The following is a 15,264-nucleotide window of genomic DNA, read 5'->3' as shown; positions in this document are numbered from 1 at the left end:
AGGGTGCTCCGCTTCAGCTCGCGGACTTCAGGCCGATGACGGCGTAGTCGATCTGGCCGGCCCACACGGGGTGTGCGTAGGCGCCGGCGATGTTGGAGCCGACCAGCAGCGGCTTCTTCTGCCAGACCAGCGGGACGGCGGGCGACTTGTCCATGATCTTGGCGTCCAGCGCCAGCCAGGCGGTGTTGGCCTTCTGCAGGTCGGCCATGTCGGCGATGCGGTCCAGCTCGGCGATGGTCTCCGGGTCGTTGAACCGGGTGACGTCGCCCTGGTTGCCCTTGTCCTTGATCTGCCGGCCGTCGAAGATCATCGGCAGGAAGGTCGCGGCGGACGGGTAGTCCGGGCACCAGCCGAGGTTGGCCAGGCCGGGCTGCTTGTCCTTGTCACCGATGATCGAGTTGACCGCGGTCGGGTCGACGGTGGTGATGGTGACGTTGACGTTGACCCGCTTCAGCGCCGCCTGGATCGCCTCGGCCTGCGGCTTGCCGCCGGTGGAGGTGACCAGCTCGGTCTCGAAGCCGTTGGGGAAGCCCGCCTCGGTCAGCAGCGCCTTGGCCTTCTCGGGGTCGCCGGCCGGCTTGATCTGGAAGTGGTCGATCGGGTTGCCCGCGGTGAGCACCGGCGGCAGGTAGGTGGTGGCGATGTCGTTGAACGCCGGGCCGCCGGTGGTGGCGGCGAAGGCCTCCTTGTCCACCGCGTACTGCATGGCCAGGCGGACCTTGGCGTTGTTGAACGGCGCCTTGGTGGTGTTCATGTCCAGCTTGGTGGTGCAGCCCGCGTTCTCGCTGATCAGGCGCTTCTTGACGTCGGGGTTGGTCAGCACCTCGCTGATCTTCGACGGCGTCAGGTCGACATAGGAGATCGCGTTCTTGTCCTCGCCCTGGTCGGCGATCAGCCGGTCGGCGATGCCGGTGCCCTTGAGGGTCTGGTCCACCACGATCTTGTCCGGGTAGGCCTTGCGGACGGTGTCCGACTTCGGGTCCCAGTTGGTGTTGCGGACCAGCACCATGCGCTTGCCGCGGTCGTAGGTCTCGATCTTGTACGGGCCGGAGGAGACCGGGTGGTTGCTGTAGTTGGCGCCGGTCTCCTTGGCCTTCGGCACCGGGGCGAAGGTCGGCAGGGTGACGGTGTAGCCGAACTCGGCGACCGGGCGCTTGAGGTGGAAGACGATGGTCTTCGCGTCCGGGACCTCGATGGCCTCCTTGCCGAGGCGCTCGCCCTTGAGCGGGCCCTGGTAGCCGGCCGGGGCGTTGAGGTAGCGCACCGCGTAGTCCGGGCCGCCGGGCAGCTCGGGCGAGAAGGACCGCTCGACGTTGTACTTGATGTCGTCCGCGGTGATCGCGGTGCCGTCCTCGTACTTGAGGCCGTCCTTCAGGTGGAAGGTCCAGGTCTTGGCGCCGTCGCTCGGGGTGCCGAGGTCGGTGGCCAGGTCCGGCTCGATCTTCAGGCCCTCGGAACCCGGGGCGGCCTTGAAGGTGGTGAGCGTGCGGTAGAGCATCCGGACGCCGACGTCCATGACCGGCATGGTCCAGTTGCGGGCCGGGTCGAGCTGGTCGAAGTCCTGGTTGGACAGGATGGTGAGGGTGCCGCCCTTGACCGGCGTACCTCCGATGATGCCGTTGCCCTCGGTGGTCACGCCCTGCTGGCCGCCGTCGCCCGCGTCGCCGCCGGTGCTGCTGCACGCGCCGAGTCCGAGGGTCAGTGTCGCCGCGATGGCCGCCGCAATGGCGGTGTGGGTACGCCTGTTCATGTGTGCAACTCCACGATGGGGGGCCGCTCTTCGGGATCTACCCGGCCGCATCTGGCCCGCTCTGAGGTGTGACCCGTAACATAGTAATGTGAAATTGCACAGCGCAAGAGGTGTGCGGGCCGTTATCGAGACGTGTCCTGACCTTCCGCAACTCGTGTCCCGATTCTCATAGTTCGCAGGTTCCGCGCCGCACCCAGGAGCAGCCATGACCGCCGACCCCCTCGCCGCCCTCGCCACCGGCAGCCACGACCTCCCGGTCTCCGGGGCCCTGGCCGCCTTCCTCACCCAGGGCTGGGCCCCCACCCCGCTGCCCGCCGACGCCCGCACCCCCGGCCACCACGTCACCCCGGCCCGGCGCGCCCGGCTGGCCGCCGCCTTCCCCGGCGAGCGGCTGGTCGTCCCCGCCGGGCAGTTGCACGTGCGGTCCAACTCCTGCGACTACCGCTTCCGCCCGCACAGCGCGTACGCCCACCTCACCGGCCTCACCGGCGAGGACCAGGTCGGCCACGTCCTGGTCGTCGAACCCACCGGCGAGGCCGTGCTGTACGCCCGGCCGCGCTCGCCGCGCACCCCCGGCAGCCGGGAGTTCTACGGCGACCGTCGGCACGGCGAGTTCTGGGTCGGCCGCCGCCCCGAGCTGGCCGAGGCCGAGCAGCTGACCGGCATCCGCACCGTCCACCTGGACCGGCTCGCCGCCCTGCTGGACGGCCCGCAGCCCGCCACCCGGGTGCTCACCGGCGCCGACCCCGCGGTGGACGCCGCCACCGGACGCCCGTCTGCCGCCACCGCCCTCGCCGACGGCGAGCTCGCCGCCGTCCTCGCCGAGCTGCGCCTGGTCAAGGACGCCTGGGAGGTCGAGCAGCTGCAGCTGTCCGTCGACCACACCGTCACCGGCTTCGCCGACGTGGTCCGCGCCCTGCCCGCCGCGCTGCGCCACCCGCGCGGCGAACGCTGGCTGGAGGGCGCCTTCAACCAGCGCGCCCGCGCCGAGGGCAACGGCGTCGGCTACGACACCATCGTCGCCTCCGGCGCGCACGCCTGCTCCCTGCACTGGATCCGCAACGACGGCCCGCTCGACCCCACCCAGCTGCTGCTGCTCGACGCCGGCGTGGAGACGGACACCCTCTACACCGCCGACATCACCCGCACCCTGCCGATCAGCGGCACCTTCACCCCCGTCCAGCGCGAGGTCTACGACCTGGTGCTGGCCGCCCAGAGCGCCGGCATCGCCACCCTCAAGCCCGGCGCCTCCTTCCGCGACTTCCACCGCGCGGCGATGCGGGTGATCGTCGAGGGCCTGGCCGACTGGGGGGTGCTGCGGGTGACCGCCGAGGAGTCGCTGCGCGACGACATCGGCCTGCACCGCCGCTACACCCTGTGCAGCAGCGGGCACATGCTCGGCCTCGACCTGCACGACTGCGCCCGGGCCCGGGCCGCCACCTACCTGGACGGCGTGCTGGAGGAGGGCATGGTGCTCACCGTCGAACCCGGCCTCTACCTCCAGCCCGACGACGAGACGCTGCCCCTCGAACTGCGCGGCATCGGCGTCCGGATCGAGGACGACCTGGTGATCACCGCGGACGGGGCGCGGCTGATGTCCGCCGACCTGCCGCGCACCGCCGACGACGTCGAGGAGTGGATGGGCACCCTGCTGGGCTGACCGTGCGCGGCCCGCGCCGCTGTCCCGGATAATGCCTGGAGCGCGCTCCAGCCGACCCGGCATGATCTGATGCCATGTCGACGATCAGCTATCTGACCCCCGCCCAGGCCGTCGCCGAGTCGGGCTTCAGCCTGGACACCCTGCGGTACTACGAGAAGATCGGCCTGCTGGACGGGGTGGAGCGCTCCGCCAGCGGGCACCGCCGCTTCACCCCCGCCGACCTGGAATGGCTCGGCGTGCTGCGCTGCCTGCGCGACACCGGCATGCCGATCGCCGACATGCTCCGCTTCGCCGACCTGGTACGCAACGGCGAGCACACCTTCGCCGACCGGCTGGCCGTCCTGCTGGAGCACTCGGTCCAGGTGGACGAGCAGATCGAGCTGCTGCGCCGCCAGCGGGCCTACCTCCAGCACAAGGTCGACTTCTACCGCTCGGCGATCGCCCCGTAGCCACCGGCCGTCCCGCCGGATGCCCGCCGGATGTCCCGCCGGCCGCTACAGCAGCTTGCCCAGGCTGCTCGCGAGCGCCGGCAGCCCGTCCTCCGCCCGGCGGTGGCGGTGCAGCGCCGCCCGGCCCGCCTCGCCGCGCAGCCGGGCGGCGAGCCGGGCCGGCAGCACCACGGTCAGCAGCGAGCCCCGGCCGCCGAACCCCTCCGCCATCCAGGACATCCACGGCACCGGGAAGTTGCCCGCCGGGCTGAAGAAGACCGGCGGCTGCCCCTCGAACACCACCTCGTAGAGCCCGAACCGCGACCAGTTCGACAGGCTGAACCGCCGGTTCGCCGGATCGAAGCCGAGCGGCACGCACTCCCCCGTCCGCTCCGGGCCCAGCGCCCGCAGGAAGTCCAGGTTGGACCGCAGGTTGAGGTGGTCCTCGGAGAAGCGCAGCACCGCGTCGCGCAGGGCCGCCGCCAGCGCCGGCCGGCCCTGTGCCGGTGCCCAGGACAGGTGGATCTCGCTCAGCGGATTGCCGACCAGCGCCGCCGGCAGCCCCAGTGCGCGGCGGACGTTCACCGGCACGGTGACCCACCGGGCCTCGGTGTCGCCGTCCAGCTCCCGCAGGGTGGCCACCACGTGCGCGGTCAGCGCGTCGCTCGCCGACAGCCGGCGCCCCGCCGCGTCGGCCGTCTCCCGGTGCAGCCGGGCGACCTCCTCCTCGGAGAAGAACACCTGCAGGGTCCGGTTGGCCCGCCCCGCCGCCGCGACCTCGGCGGCCAGCGCCGCCGCCTCCGCCGCGTCCGGCACCCGGAAGCCCGGCCGTCCGCAGTCCGTCGCGGGCAGGTGCCGCTCCAGGTAGGCCTCGCGGTCCACCACCTGCACGGCCGGCTCGGCGGCGCCGCCCTCCACCGCCGCCGACCAGGCCCGCATCAGCAGCATGAACGACTGCAGGTCGCCCACCGCGTGGTGCCAGGAGCAGCCGAGCACCGTGCCGCCGGCCGAGGGGCGGGTCACCCGCACGGTGAACAGCGGCAGGCCGCCGCCGCGCGCCTTCGCGGCGTCCACCGGGTCGACCAGGTCGCCGCCGCCGGGCGCGGTCACCCGGCCCATCAGCTCCTCCAGGGTGCCGTCCACCTCGTAGGCCGCCATCGGCACACCGGCGTCGTCGCAGACGATCTCCAGCACCCCGTCGTCGGCGGTGCGCAGCCGGCCGCCGAACTCCGGGACGGCGGCCAGGGCCGCGGCGAGCCCGGCGGCCAGGCGGTCCTCGTCCAGCGCCCGCTCGTAGAAGTGCACCACCGAGACCGAGAGGTCGGCGAGCATGGTGTCGGTGAGCCCGCAGCGTACCACTGTCCCGGTCGCCCCGCCGGCGGTGACGGTCCGGACTCCACGGAACTGCGGCCAGGCGCTCAATGCTGCTCCCACGGGGGCGAAGGTCCGTCCGGACACCAACCGACGTGCGGCGGCGGCGACTTCAGACCCTAGGGCCTGGCCCGGCCAATGGTCCAGTCCAATCGCCGGGCGGCCGGGGAAGCGCTACCGTCCCGCCTCCGCCCAGAGCGCGCGGGTCAGTTCGGCGGCCGGGCCGGTCCGGGCCAGCCGGTGGCCGGTGCCCGCCCACAGGTGCATCGCGTCCAGGTCCTCGCGCCGGGTCGCCGCCGCCCGCAGCGGCTGGGTCAGGTGGTGCACCTCCGGGTAGCCGGTCGGCGCGTACGGCTGGTACCGGTCGATGAACGCGTTGCGCAGCCCCCGCGCGGGCCGCCCGGTGAACGCCCGGGTCACCACCGTCTCCCCCAGCTCCAGCAGCGCCCGCCGGTGCGCCTCCGACGCCCCCGACTCGTCGCTGCGCAGGAACGCCGTGCCCAACTGCACCGCCTCCGCGCCCGCGTCCAGCGCCGCCGCGATGCCCGGGCCGTCCGCCAGGCCGCCCGCCGCGATCAGCGGCAGGTCCGTCACCTGCCGTACCGCCGCCAGCAGTTCGAGCAGCGGTACGCTGCCGGGCTCGTCCTCGGCCCGGTGCGTCCCCCGGTGCCCGCCCGCCTCCGGGCCCTGCACGGTCAGCGCGTCCATGCCCCGCCCGGCCGCCGCCACCGCCTCCGCGACGCTCGTCACCGTCCCCACCTGCACGCTGCCCGCCGCCCGCACCGCCGCCGCCTCCTCGGCGCTCGGCAGCCCGAAGGTGTACGACACGTACGCCACCGGGTCGGCGAGCAGCGCCGCCAGCTTCGCCTCCCAGCCGTCCCGGTCCTCCGCCACCCGCTCCGGCAGCTCCACCCCCCACCGCCGCGCCTCCGGCAGCAGCCGCTCCCGGTACGCCGCGACCACCGCCGGGTCGGCCGGCGGGCCCGGCACGAACAGGTTCATCCCGAACGGACGGTCCGTCAGCGCCCGGGTGGCACGGACCTGCTCGGCCATCGCCGCCGCCGTCCGGTACCCGGCCGCCAGGAAGCCCAGCCCGCCGGCCCCGCCGACCGCCGCCACCAGCTCGGGCGTCGACCCGCCGCCGGCCATCGGCGCCGCCACCACCCCGACCGCGAGCCCGAGCCCCATCCCGACCACCTTCCGCAGCTGTCCCGTCCCGGCCACCCTACGCACGGCCCGCCCCACCCCCGGCACCCCGACACGACACCCCGTCAGCTCCCCGGGCCGCGGACCGCCGCGACCTCGCCGCCGGGCCCGGACGGGTCAGGAGGCGGCCGGACGGATCAGCCCGGTGCTGAGGCCGGCGGCGATGGCGGAGGTGCGCGAGTCGACGCCGAGCTTGTCGTAGATGTGCACGAGGTGCGTCTTCACGGTGGCCTCGCTGATGAACAGGCGCTTGGAGATCTGCCGGTTGGCGAGGCCCTCGGCGAGGAGCTGGAGGATCTCCGCCTCGCGCGGGCTGAGGGTCGGGCGCCCGGCCCGGACCCGGCCGAGCAGGCGGGCGGCGACCGGCGGGGCGAGCACGGTCTCGCCGCGGGCGGCGGCGTGGACGGCGGCGGCGACCTCCTCGGGCGGGGCGTCCTTGAGCAGGTAGCCGGTGGCCCCGGCCTCGACGGCGGCGAGGATGTCGGCGTCGGTGGAGTAGGTGGTGAGGATCAGCACGGCGGGCGGCGAGGGCAGCGCGGTGATCCGCCGGGTGGCCTCGACGCCGTGCATGCCGCTGCCCATCTGGAGGTCCATCAGGACCACGTCGGGCCGGGTGTCGAGCTCGTCGAGCAGGGCGAGCGCGGCCGCCCCGTCCGCGGCCTCGCCGACCGCCTCGACGTCGGGCAGGTCGTCGACCATGGCGCGCAGGCCGCGCCGGACCACGGGGTGGTCGTCCACCAGCAGCACGCGGATCACCGGACCACCGCCACCGGGGCCTCGGTGGGCGCGCTCTCCGCCGTCCCGATCGCGCGCAGCGGCAGGGAGACGGCGACGGCGGTGCCCTCGCCGGGGGCGGACTCCACGGTGAGGGTGCCGCCGAGGGCGGTGATCCGCTCGTGCATGCCGTGCAGGCCGAAGGAGTCGGGGCCGGGGGCGGTGACCGCGTCGAAGCCGATGCCGTCGTCGAAGACGTCCAGGGTGACCTCGTCGTCGAGGTAGCTGAGGGTGACCGCGATCCGGGAGGCGCGGGCGTGCCGGACGGCGTTGGCGAGCGCCTCCTGGGTGAGGCGCAGCAGCGCGACCTCGGCCTCGACCGGCAGCGGGTAGGGCTCGCCGTCGAGGTGGAAGTCGGCGTCGGCGCCGGCGGCGAGGCGGCGCAGCGCCTCGGTCAGGGTGGCGTCGTCGAGCGCGGGCGGGGCGAGCGCGTGGACGAACCGGCGGGCCTCGGCGAGGTTGGCGGAGGCGGTGTCCTGGACCTCGCGGATCCGCTCGGCGGCGGCCCCCGGGTGGGTGGTCAGGGTGGCCTCGGCGGAACGGGCGAGCAGCACGATGCTGGACAGGCCCTGGGCGAGGGTGTCGTGGATCTCGCGGGCGAGGCGCTGCCGCTCGGCGAGCATGCCCGCCTCGCGCTGGCTGGCGGCGAGCTCGTCGCGGGTGCGGACCAGGTCGTCGATGAGCTGCTGCCGGGCCCGGCTCTCCCGGTAGAGGGCGGCGTAGCCGTACGCGGTGAGCAGGGCGACGGCGGCGCCGGCGACCGGGCCGAGGACCTTGGGGACGGTGAGCCCGCCGGGGGTGGAGGCCTGGGCGGCGACCACCACGCCGGTGAGCGCGAACACGGCGGTCAGCGACCAGCGCAGCGGCAGCACGTGCAGGCAGACGAAGTACAGCGGGAAGGCGAGGTAGCAGAACTCGGGGTGCTGCAGGGTGAGCGCGATCCACAGCGCGACGACCGCGCCGAGCCAGACGCCGGCCCACAGCCGGGTGTCGCGGACCCGCTCTGCCACGCCCCCCGACGCGTAGACGGCCGCGAGCACCCCGGCGGTGGCGAGGCCGCCCGCGCCGAGACCGCCGCCGACCACGCCCCGGACCAGCAGCACGCCCAGCAGGGTGAAGAACAGCCCGTGCAGGGCGAGGTTCATCAGCCGCAGGGCGGGGGTGTGGGCAGAGTGGACGGGACCCTCGGGTGCGGGCGGTTCGGTACGGGACACGCCTTCCGAGGGTACGGGGTGCGGCGCCCTCACAGGAGCGGCCCGGCATCAACCGTTCGATGTATTTGCAGGTCCACCGCCTGTGCGGCGGCGGACCCGTACGTCTCCCCGATGGCAGGGGCGCCCCGGTTCGCCAGGGTGGAGGGGTACTCAGCACCAGGTATCCACCCTCGTCCCGGAAGGTCCCCGTGTTCGTCGCACTGCGTGACATCCGCTTCGCCAAGGGGCGCTTCGCCCTGATGGGCGCGGTCGTCACCCTGATAACGACCCTGGTCGTGTTCCTGTACGGGCTGACCGGCGGGCTGGCCTCGGCCGCCTCGTCGACCGTCGCCGAGCTGCCCGCCGACCGGATCGTCTTCGGCGCGCCCGCGGGCGCGGCACCGGAGGTGTCGTTCAGCAACAGCACGGTCTCCGCGCAGCAGCAGGCCGCGTTCACCGCCGCGCCGGGCGTGCGCTCGGTGGCGCCACTGGGCATCTCGCTGACCCGGCTGACCGCCTCCGACGCGGCCGCCTCGGTCTCCGTGGTCGGCACCACCGCCGCGATGCTGCCGCCGATCTCCGCCGGCGCCGCCCCGCAGGACGGGCAGCTCGTGGTCGGCGCCGACACCGCGAAGACGTACCGCCTGGCGGTCGGCGACCAGGTCGCGGTCGGCCCGAAGCGGCTGACCGTCTCCGGTCTCGCCGCCGAGCGCTCCTTCTCCCACGCGCCGACGGTGTGGACCACCGTGGCCACCTGGGAGCAGGTCTCCGGCCAGTCCCAGCCGACCGCGCTCGCCCTGACCGGCTCGCCCGGCGGCCTCGCCGCACTCGACGCGCAGCAGTCCACCGACACCGTGCCGCTGTCGGACGCGCTGTCCGGCATCAACGGGTACGCGGCCGAGCAGGGCAGCCTGCAGATGATCCAGGGCTTCCTGTTCGCGGTGAGCGCCCTGGTGGTCGGCGCCTTCTTCACGGTGTGGACGGTGCAGCGCAAGCCCGACATCGCGGTGCTCAAGGCGGTCGGCGCGTCCAGCGGCTACCTGGTGCGCGACGCGCTGGCGCAGGCCGCGGCCGTCCTGCTCGGCGGGGCGCTGCTCGGCGGGGCGGTCGGCGGCCTCGGCGGGCTGTTCGCGGCCGCCGCCGTGCCGTTCGCGGTCAGCGTCTCCAGCGTGGCCGTGCCGGTCGCCGTGATGGTCCTGCTCGGCCTCGCCGGGGCCGCGCTCGCCGTCCGCCGCATCACCGCCGTCGACCCGCTGGCTGCCCTGGGGGCCAACCGATGACCACCGCACTCGACACCCTGACCACCCGCACCGGCCTCGCCCTGCGCGACGTCACCCTGACCTATCCCGACGGCGAGGCCCGGCTCACCGCACTGGACGCGGTCTCGCTGGACGTCGCGCCCGGCGAGTTCACCGCCGTCGCCGGGCCGTCCGGCTCCGGCAAATCCAGCCTGCTGGCGGTCGCCGCGACCCTGCTGCGCCCCGACCGCGGCGAGGTGCTGATCGACGGCGTCGACGCGGGCGCGCTCGGCGACCGGGAGCGCACCGCGCTGCGCCGCGACCGGCTCGGCATCGTCTTCCAGCAGTCCAACCTGCTCGCCTCGCTCACCGCCGTCGAGCAGCTGCTGGTGCTGGAGTCGGTCCGCGGCCGCCGCCCCCGGGAGGCCCGGCGCCGCGCCGAGGAGCTGCTGGCCTCGGTCGGCCTGGAGGGCGCCAAGCAGCGACGCCGCCCGCACCAGCTCTCCGGCGGCGAGCGCCAGCGGGTCAACATCGCCCGCGCCCTGTTCGGCGAGCCCTCCGTCCTGCTGGTCGACGAGCCCACCTCCGCCCTCGACCACGAGCGCGGCGCCCAGATCGTCACCCTGCTCGCCGAGATCACCCGCGCCCACTCCACCGCCACCGTCATGGTCACCCACGACCGCGACCTCCTCGGCCGCGTCGACCGCGTCCTGGAGATGCACGACGGCCGCCTGTCCTGAGACGCCCGAAGGCCCCCCGCGATCCTCGCGGGGGGCCTTCGCCGTTCACTTCTCCGGGCCGAGCACGCTGTCCACCGACAGCACCACCCTCGCCCCGACCGACTCCGGCAGCTCGAACGACTGCCCCGGCCGGTACGGCGCCTGCACCCGGTACTCCCCGTCCCGCGGCTCCGTCAGCACCAGCACCCGCCGGTTCTTCCGGTCCACGATCACGTACACCGGCACCCCGGCGGAGGCGTACGCCGCGGGCTTCTTCTTCAGGTCGTCCCCGAGATTGGACGAGGTGACCTCCAGGACCATCCGGAAGACAGCCGGGTCAAGGCAGTTGTACTCGACAAGATGATCCCTGAAATCGGCGTCGACCACCGCGAGGTCAGGGATCGCATAGTCGAACGGCCCCTCGGGGAACCAGAGCCCGACGGCCTGGAGAACCCTGCTGTGCTCTCCGTGCAGGCCCGCCGCCGCCAACGAAAGCATGATCTCCGTCAGTACATCTGCATGCGAACCGCTCGCGGGTGGCGTCACAGTGATCTCGCTCCCGATGATCTCGACTCGATGACCCACCAGCTGGCTGGAGATCATGTCAGCGGCTTCGAGCAGGGTCGGCTGCTCGGCCGGCTGTTCCACTGCTGCGGCGGACATGGATTTCCTCCTGGCTGCCGATGTCGAGAGCATCATCGTAGGCCGCGCAGCGCGAAAGAGTCGGGATCCCCGCGGATCACCCGAAAGGGGTCAGCGGGTGCCGAGGCGCAGCGCCGGGCGTTCCTCGACGGGGGTGTCGGCGCCGGAGGCCCAGAGGGAGCGGATGTGGCCGAGGTGGCGGGACATGCAGTCCTCGGCGGCGGTGGCGTCGCCGGAGATCATCAGGTCGAGGAGTTCGAGGTGCTCCTCGGCGGAGGAGACGAGTTCGCCGCGCTGGTCGAGGCGGTTGAGGCCGTAGAGCCGGGAGCGCTTGCGCAGGTCGCCGACGGTCTCGACCAGGCGGGAGTTGCCGGCCAGGCCGAGCAGGTCAAGGTGGAACTGGCGGTCGGCCTCGAGGTAGCCGATCAGGTCGTGCTTGCGGGCGGCGGCGACGATCGCCTCGGCCTGCGGCCGCAGCGCCTCCAGCTGTTCGGCGGTGGCGGTGCGGGCGACCCGGCCGACGGTGGGGACCTCGATCAGGGCGCGGATCTCGGTGTACTCGTCGAGGTCGCGCTCGCTGAGCTCGGTGACCCGGAAGCCCTTGTTGCGGACGGCCTCGACCAGGCCCTCGCGGGCCAGGTCGAGCATCGCCTCGCGCACGGGGGTGGCGGAGACCCCGAAGTCCGCGGCGAGCGCGGGCGCCGAGTAGACGACGCCGGGGCGCAGCTCGCCGGAGATCAGCGCCGCGCGCAGGGCGTGGGCGACCTGGTCGCGCAGCCGCTCCTGGACGGAGATGAGGGTGCGGGGCTTGAGGTCCGCCATGGTGTTCCTCCGGAGGTTTGCAGGACCTCATTGTACAATGTCACGTTACGGTGAGTGAATCCGCCCGGCCGCGGCCCAGTTCGTACTGTGCGGCGGCCACCGCGAGGTCCTGCCACGCCATGCCGACGCTCTTGAAGAACCTCGGCCGATTGTGCGGTACAACTGCCTCGCCGGTCACCAGTTCTGACAGATTAGCAAGGCTGTCCGCCGCGGCCCCGGCCTGGATCAGGTCGCCGGCCTCCCGCAGCGCCACCGTCCTGGCCTCGACGTACCGGGCGGCCCGGCCGACCAGGACGGCGTCGACCTCGCGGGCCTCGGGCTCGTGCGAGCCGACGGCCGCGACCACCGCGTGGTCGGGCACCAGGGCGCCGTCGAAGAGCGGGGTGCGGGCGGTGGTGCAGCAGACCACGGCGTCGGCCGCGGCGACGGCCTCCGGCCCGCCGGTGCGGGCCTTCAGTCCGAGCGAGGCGGCGTACTCGACGAGCCGCTCGGCGGGCCCGGCGCTGCGGGCGACCACGGTCAGCTCGGCGAGCGGCAGGACGGCGCGCAGCACGTCGAGGTGCCCGTACGCCTGGGGGCCGGCCCCGAACAGCACCAGGTGCCCGGTGCCGGGTGCGGCGAGCCGGCGCAGGGCGACGGCGGTGACCGCGGGGGTGCGCAGCGCGGTGAGCGCGGCGCCGTCCAGCAGGGCGAGCGGCTGCAGGGTGGGGCCGTCGAGCAGCAGGTAACTGCCGGTGATCCGGGGCAGGCCGCGGGCGGGGTTGGCGGGCGCGACGCCGGCGATCTTGACGCCGGCGTACCGCTCGGTGGCGGCGGGCATCAGCAGCAGCTCGCCGGCGGGCACCGGGACGGTGGAGCGCTGCGGGCAGCGCTCCGGGTCGAGCCCGTCGAGCAGGACGCGTTCCAGCGCGGCGACGGCCGCCTCCGGGGTCAGCGTGAGGTCGAGCGGTGCGGTCACAGCAGGAATCCCGTCCCGAGCGCGTCGTCGGTGTCGAGGACGAAGCGGTGCTCGCCGGTGCGGTACGCGGTGCCGGTGACCTCGGTGACGATGCCGCCGTCCTGTTCGGCGAGGGCGCGGCCGGTGAAGACGGTGCCGATGACCGATTCGTGGCGCAGTTCCTCGCCGGCGCCGAGCCGGCCGTCGACGGCGAGCAGGGCGAGCCGGGCGGAGCTGCCGGAGCCGCACGGGGAGCGGTCGATCTGGCCGTCGGCGAAGACGGTGACGTTGCGCTGGTGCGGGCCGGCCGGGGTGTCGGCGAGCTCGTCGAAGAGGATCACGCCGTAGATGCCGTCGCGGACCGCGGCGACCGCCGGGTGGTCGGCGAGGGCGGCGCGGATCTCCCGCCCGGCCGCGGTCAGTTCGGCGAGCTGCCCGGGGACGACCTGCAGGCCGAGGTCGGCGGCGCGGACCGAGGCGTACAGGGCGCCGGAGTGCGCCAGGTCGACCTCGACGGTGCCGCGGGCGGTGGCCGTCTCGATCTTGCGGGCGACGATCCGGGTGGGGATGTTGCGGAAGGTCACGCCGGTGGTGCGGCCGCCGGCGCGGTGCACGGTGGCGCTGACCCGCCCGGACGGCACGTCGATGCGCACCAGCGCGGTGCCGTCGTCGGGTGCCTGGACGAGTCCGGAGTCGACCGCCCAGGCGCCGAGGGCCATGGTGCCGTGGCCGCACGCGGTCGAGTAGCCGTCCTTGTGCCAGAACAGCACGCCCAGGTGGGCCTCGCTGTCGTCCGGCGGGACCAGGAAGCCGCCGTACATCCCGGCGTGGCCGCGGGGTTCGCGGGTGAGCAGCCGGCGGATGTCGTCCAGGGCGCTGGGCCGCGGCGAGGTCGCGGTGCCGCCGGAGCCGATCGCGATGGCCCGGCGCTCGGCGACGCTGTCGCCGGGGATCGGCGGCAGGCCGGCGGTGACGATCCGGAACGGCTCGCCGGCGGTGTGGTAGTCGGTGGTGGCGATGTTCACCGGGCGCCTCCGGCGGGGAGCAGGGTGACGGTGCGGGAGGCGGTGTAGAAGTCGAGCACGGCCTGGCCCTGCTCGCGCGAGCCGTAGCTCGCGGCCTTCGCCCCGCCGAACGGCAGGTGGAAGTCGACGCCGCTGGACGGCGCGTTGACCCGGACCATGCCCGCGTCGAGGCGGTCGGCGGCGGCCAGCGCCACGTCCAGGTCGCGGCTGTGCACGGAGGTGGAGAGGCTGTGCCGGGTGTCGTTGGCCAGCGCGATCGCCTCGTCCAGGTCGGCGGCGTGCAGCAGGACGGCGACCGGGCCGAAGAACTCCTCGGTGCGCAGCGGGTGATCGGCGGGGACGTTCTCCAGCAGGGCCGGCTCCAGGTACCAGCCGTCCTGCTCGGTGCGGCGGCCGCCGGCCAGCAGGGTCGCCCCGGCGGCGGTCGCGCTGCCGATCGCGGCGGTCAGCCGGTCGAGGGCGGCCTCGTTGATGACCGGGCCGCACGCGGTGGCGGCCAGGGCGGGGTCGGCGGCGGGGGTGGCGGCCAGCGCCTTGGCGAGCGCCTCGGCGAGCGGCTCGTACGCGTCGCCGACCGCGATCACCCGGCTGGTGGCGGTGCACTTCTGGCCCGCGTAGCCGGCGATCGCGGCGGCCAGGTGGGCGGCCGCCTGGGCGATGTCGGCGTCGGGGAGGACGAGCGCGGCGTTCAGGCCGCCCATCTCCGCCTGCACGGGGACGCCGCGCTCGGCGGTCGCCGCGACGACGGCCCGGCCGACGCCGGTGGAGCCGGTGAAGGACACCACGTCGGTGGCCGCCACCAGCGCGGCGCCCTCCTCGGCGCCGCCCGGGACGACGGTCAGCACGCCTTCGGGCAGGCCGGCCAGCTCGGCCAGGCGCAGGGCGCACGCGGTGGCCTCGGGCGCGGGCTTGAGCACCACGGTGTTGCCGACGGCGAGCGCGGGCGCCGCCTTCCAGGTCGGGATGGCCAGCGGGAAGTTCCACGGCGTGATCAGTCCGGCCACGCCGTACGGGCGGCGCCGGGTGAGCAGCAGGCCCTCGCCGGCGGCCGGCTCGTGCACCGCACCGGACGGGGCGAACGCCGCCTGCGCGTAGTAGCGCCAGATCGCGACGGTGCGGGCGAGCTCGCCGCGCGCCTCGACGACCGGCTTGCCGACCTCGCGGACGGTCAGCGCGACCAGCTCCTCGGCGTTCGCCTCCACCGCGTCGGCGGCCCGGCCAAGCGCCGCGGCCCGCGCGGCGGCGCCGATCGCCAGCCAGCCGGGCTGCGCGGCGCGGGCCCGGGCCACCGCCGCCGCCACCCCGGCGGCGCCGGGGGCCTCGACGGCAACCACCAGATCGGCCGGGTCGGCGGGGTTGTACGAGCTGATGGTCATCAGACACTTACCTTTCAGATTCTCCCGGCGCCCCACCAGGGGCGCGTGGGGGTCCCTCCCGGCCGAAGGCTGGGGGAGAACTGCGCGGAGCGGAAGAGCAGGCGGGTCGGGTCGCGGCACGGA

14 protein-coding genes are annotated in these 15,264 nt (G+C 74.4%); 4 read left to right on the top strand and 10 right to left on the bottom strand.

The features are described from left to right. Positions 1-13: 13 nt before the first annotated feature. On the bottom strand, positions 14-1,750 hold the full coding sequence (locus tag ACGFX4_RS27980) for an ABC transporter substrate-binding protein (protein ID WP_393079863.1): 1,737 nt from the start codon (positions 1,748-1,750) through the stop codon (positions 14-16). A 205-nt stretch (positions 1,751-1,955) separates the two neighbouring features. Between ACGFX4_RS27980 and ACGFX4_RS27975 the strand changes: the two genes are divergently transcribed. Beyond that, positions 1,956-3,410 (top strand): aminopeptidase P family protein, encoded by a 1,455-nt coding sequence (locus ACGFX4_RS27975; protein WP_393079861.1) that lies wholly within the window; start codon positions 1,956-1,958, stop codon positions 3,408-3,410. A 74-nt stretch (positions 3,411-3,484) separates the two neighbouring features. Continuing rightward, complete coding sequence (locus ACGFX4_RS27970; protein WP_393079858.1) at positions 3,485-3,859, top strand: MerR family transcriptional regulator; 375 nt, start codon at positions 3,485-3,487, stop codon at positions 3,857-3,859. A 45-nt stretch (positions 3,860-3,904) separates the two neighbouring features. Here the strand turns inward: ACGFX4_RS27970 and ACGFX4_RS27965 are convergent, their stop codons facing one another. From ACGFX4_RS27965 to ACGFX4_RS27950, 4 genes are all read right to left on the bottom strand, one after another. Continuing rightward, a complete protein-coding gene (locus tag ACGFX4_RS27965; RefSeq protein WP_393079855.1) occupies positions 3,905-5,272 on the bottom strand; it encodes an acyltransferase in 1,368 nt (455 codons plus the stop codon). A gap of 111 nt (positions 5,273-5,383) precedes the next feature. Further along, entirely contained in the window at positions 5,384-6,397 is a 1,014-nt protein-coding gene (locus ACGFX4_RS27960) for a nitronate monooxygenase (RefSeq protein ID WP_393079852.1), read from the bottom strand. A 135-nt stretch (positions 6,398-6,532) separates the two neighbouring features. Further along, the gene (locus ACGFX4_RS27955) at positions 6,533-7,171 is read right to left on the bottom strand and encodes a response regulator (protein WP_393079850.1); all 639 of its coding nucleotides are present in this window, start codon (positions 7,169-7,171) and stop codon (positions 6,533-6,535) included. After that, complete coding sequence (locus tag ACGFX4_RS27950; RefSeq protein WP_393079929.1) at positions 7,168-8,334, bottom strand: sensor histidine kinase; 1,167 nt, start codon at positions 8,332-8,334, stop codon at positions 7,168-7,170. Before ACGFX4_RS27950 ends, ACGFX4_RS27955 begins: the two co-directional genes overlap by 4 nt. 257 nt (positions 8,335-8,591) lie before the next feature. Here ACGFX4_RS27950 and ACGFX4_RS27945 point away from each other — a divergent pair, with 257 nt between their 5' ends. Both ACGFX4_RS27945 and ACGFX4_RS27940 read left to right on the top strand, forming a co-directional pair. Then, the gene (locus tag ACGFX4_RS27945; protein ID WP_393079847.1) at positions 8,592-9,662 is read left to right on the top strand and encodes an FtsX-like permease family protein; all 1,071 of its coding nucleotides are present in this window, start codon (positions 8,592-8,594) and stop codon (positions 9,660-9,662) included. Continuing rightward, positions 9,659-10,360, top strand: a complete 702-nt coding sequence (locus ACGFX4_RS27940; protein ID WP_393079844.1) for an ABC transporter ATP-binding protein — start codon at positions 9,659-9,661, stop codon at positions 10,358-10,360. Before ACGFX4_RS27945 ends, ACGFX4_RS27940 begins: the two co-directional genes overlap by 4 nt. A gap of 45 nt (positions 10,361-10,405) precedes the next feature. Here the strand turns inward: ACGFX4_RS27940 and ACGFX4_RS27935 are convergent, their stop codons facing one another. From ACGFX4_RS27935 to ACGFX4_RS27915, 5 genes are all read right to left on the bottom strand, one after another. After that, positions 10,406-11,002 (bottom strand): Uma2 family endonuclease, encoded by a 597-nt coding sequence (locus ACGFX4_RS27935; protein ID WP_393079841.1) that lies wholly within the window; start codon positions 11,000-11,002, stop codon positions 10,406-10,408. Positions 11,003-11,092: 90 nt separating this feature from the next. Further along, positions 11,093-11,803, bottom strand: coding sequence for a GntR family transcriptional regulator (locus tag ACGFX4_RS27930; RefSeq protein ID WP_393079839.1), 711 nt, complete (start codon positions 11,801-11,803; stop codon positions 11,093-11,095). Between the two features lie 40 nt (positions 11,804-11,843). Further along, positions 11,844-12,761, bottom strand: a complete 918-nt coding sequence (locus ACGFX4_RS27925) for an ornithine cyclodeaminase family protein (protein ID WP_393079836.1) — start codon at positions 12,759-12,761, stop codon at positions 11,844-11,846. Then, on the bottom strand, positions 12,758-13,765 hold the full coding sequence (locus ACGFX4_RS27920; RefSeq protein WP_393079833.1) for a proline racemase family protein: 1,008 nt from the start codon (positions 13,763-13,765) through the stop codon (positions 12,758-12,760). The genes ACGFX4_RS27925 and ACGFX4_RS27920 overlap by 4 nt, the downstream gene beginning before the upstream one ends. Beyond that, on the bottom strand, positions 13,762-15,141 hold the full coding sequence (locus ACGFX4_RS27915) for an aldehyde dehydrogenase family protein (protein WP_393079830.1): 1,380 nt from the start codon (positions 15,139-15,141) through the stop codon (positions 13,762-13,764). The genes ACGFX4_RS27920 and ACGFX4_RS27915 overlap by 4 nt, the downstream gene beginning before the upstream one ends. Positions 15,142-15,264 lie beyond the last annotated feature (123 nt).

Source organism: Kitasatospora sp. NPDC048365 (genome assembly GCF_043200835.1).
Taxonomy (GTDB): domain Bacteria; phylum Actinomycetota; class Actinomycetes; order Streptomycetales; family Streptomycetaceae; genus Kitasatospora; species Kitasatospora terrestris.
This window is presented reverse-complemented; position numbering and strand designations above follow the sequence as displayed.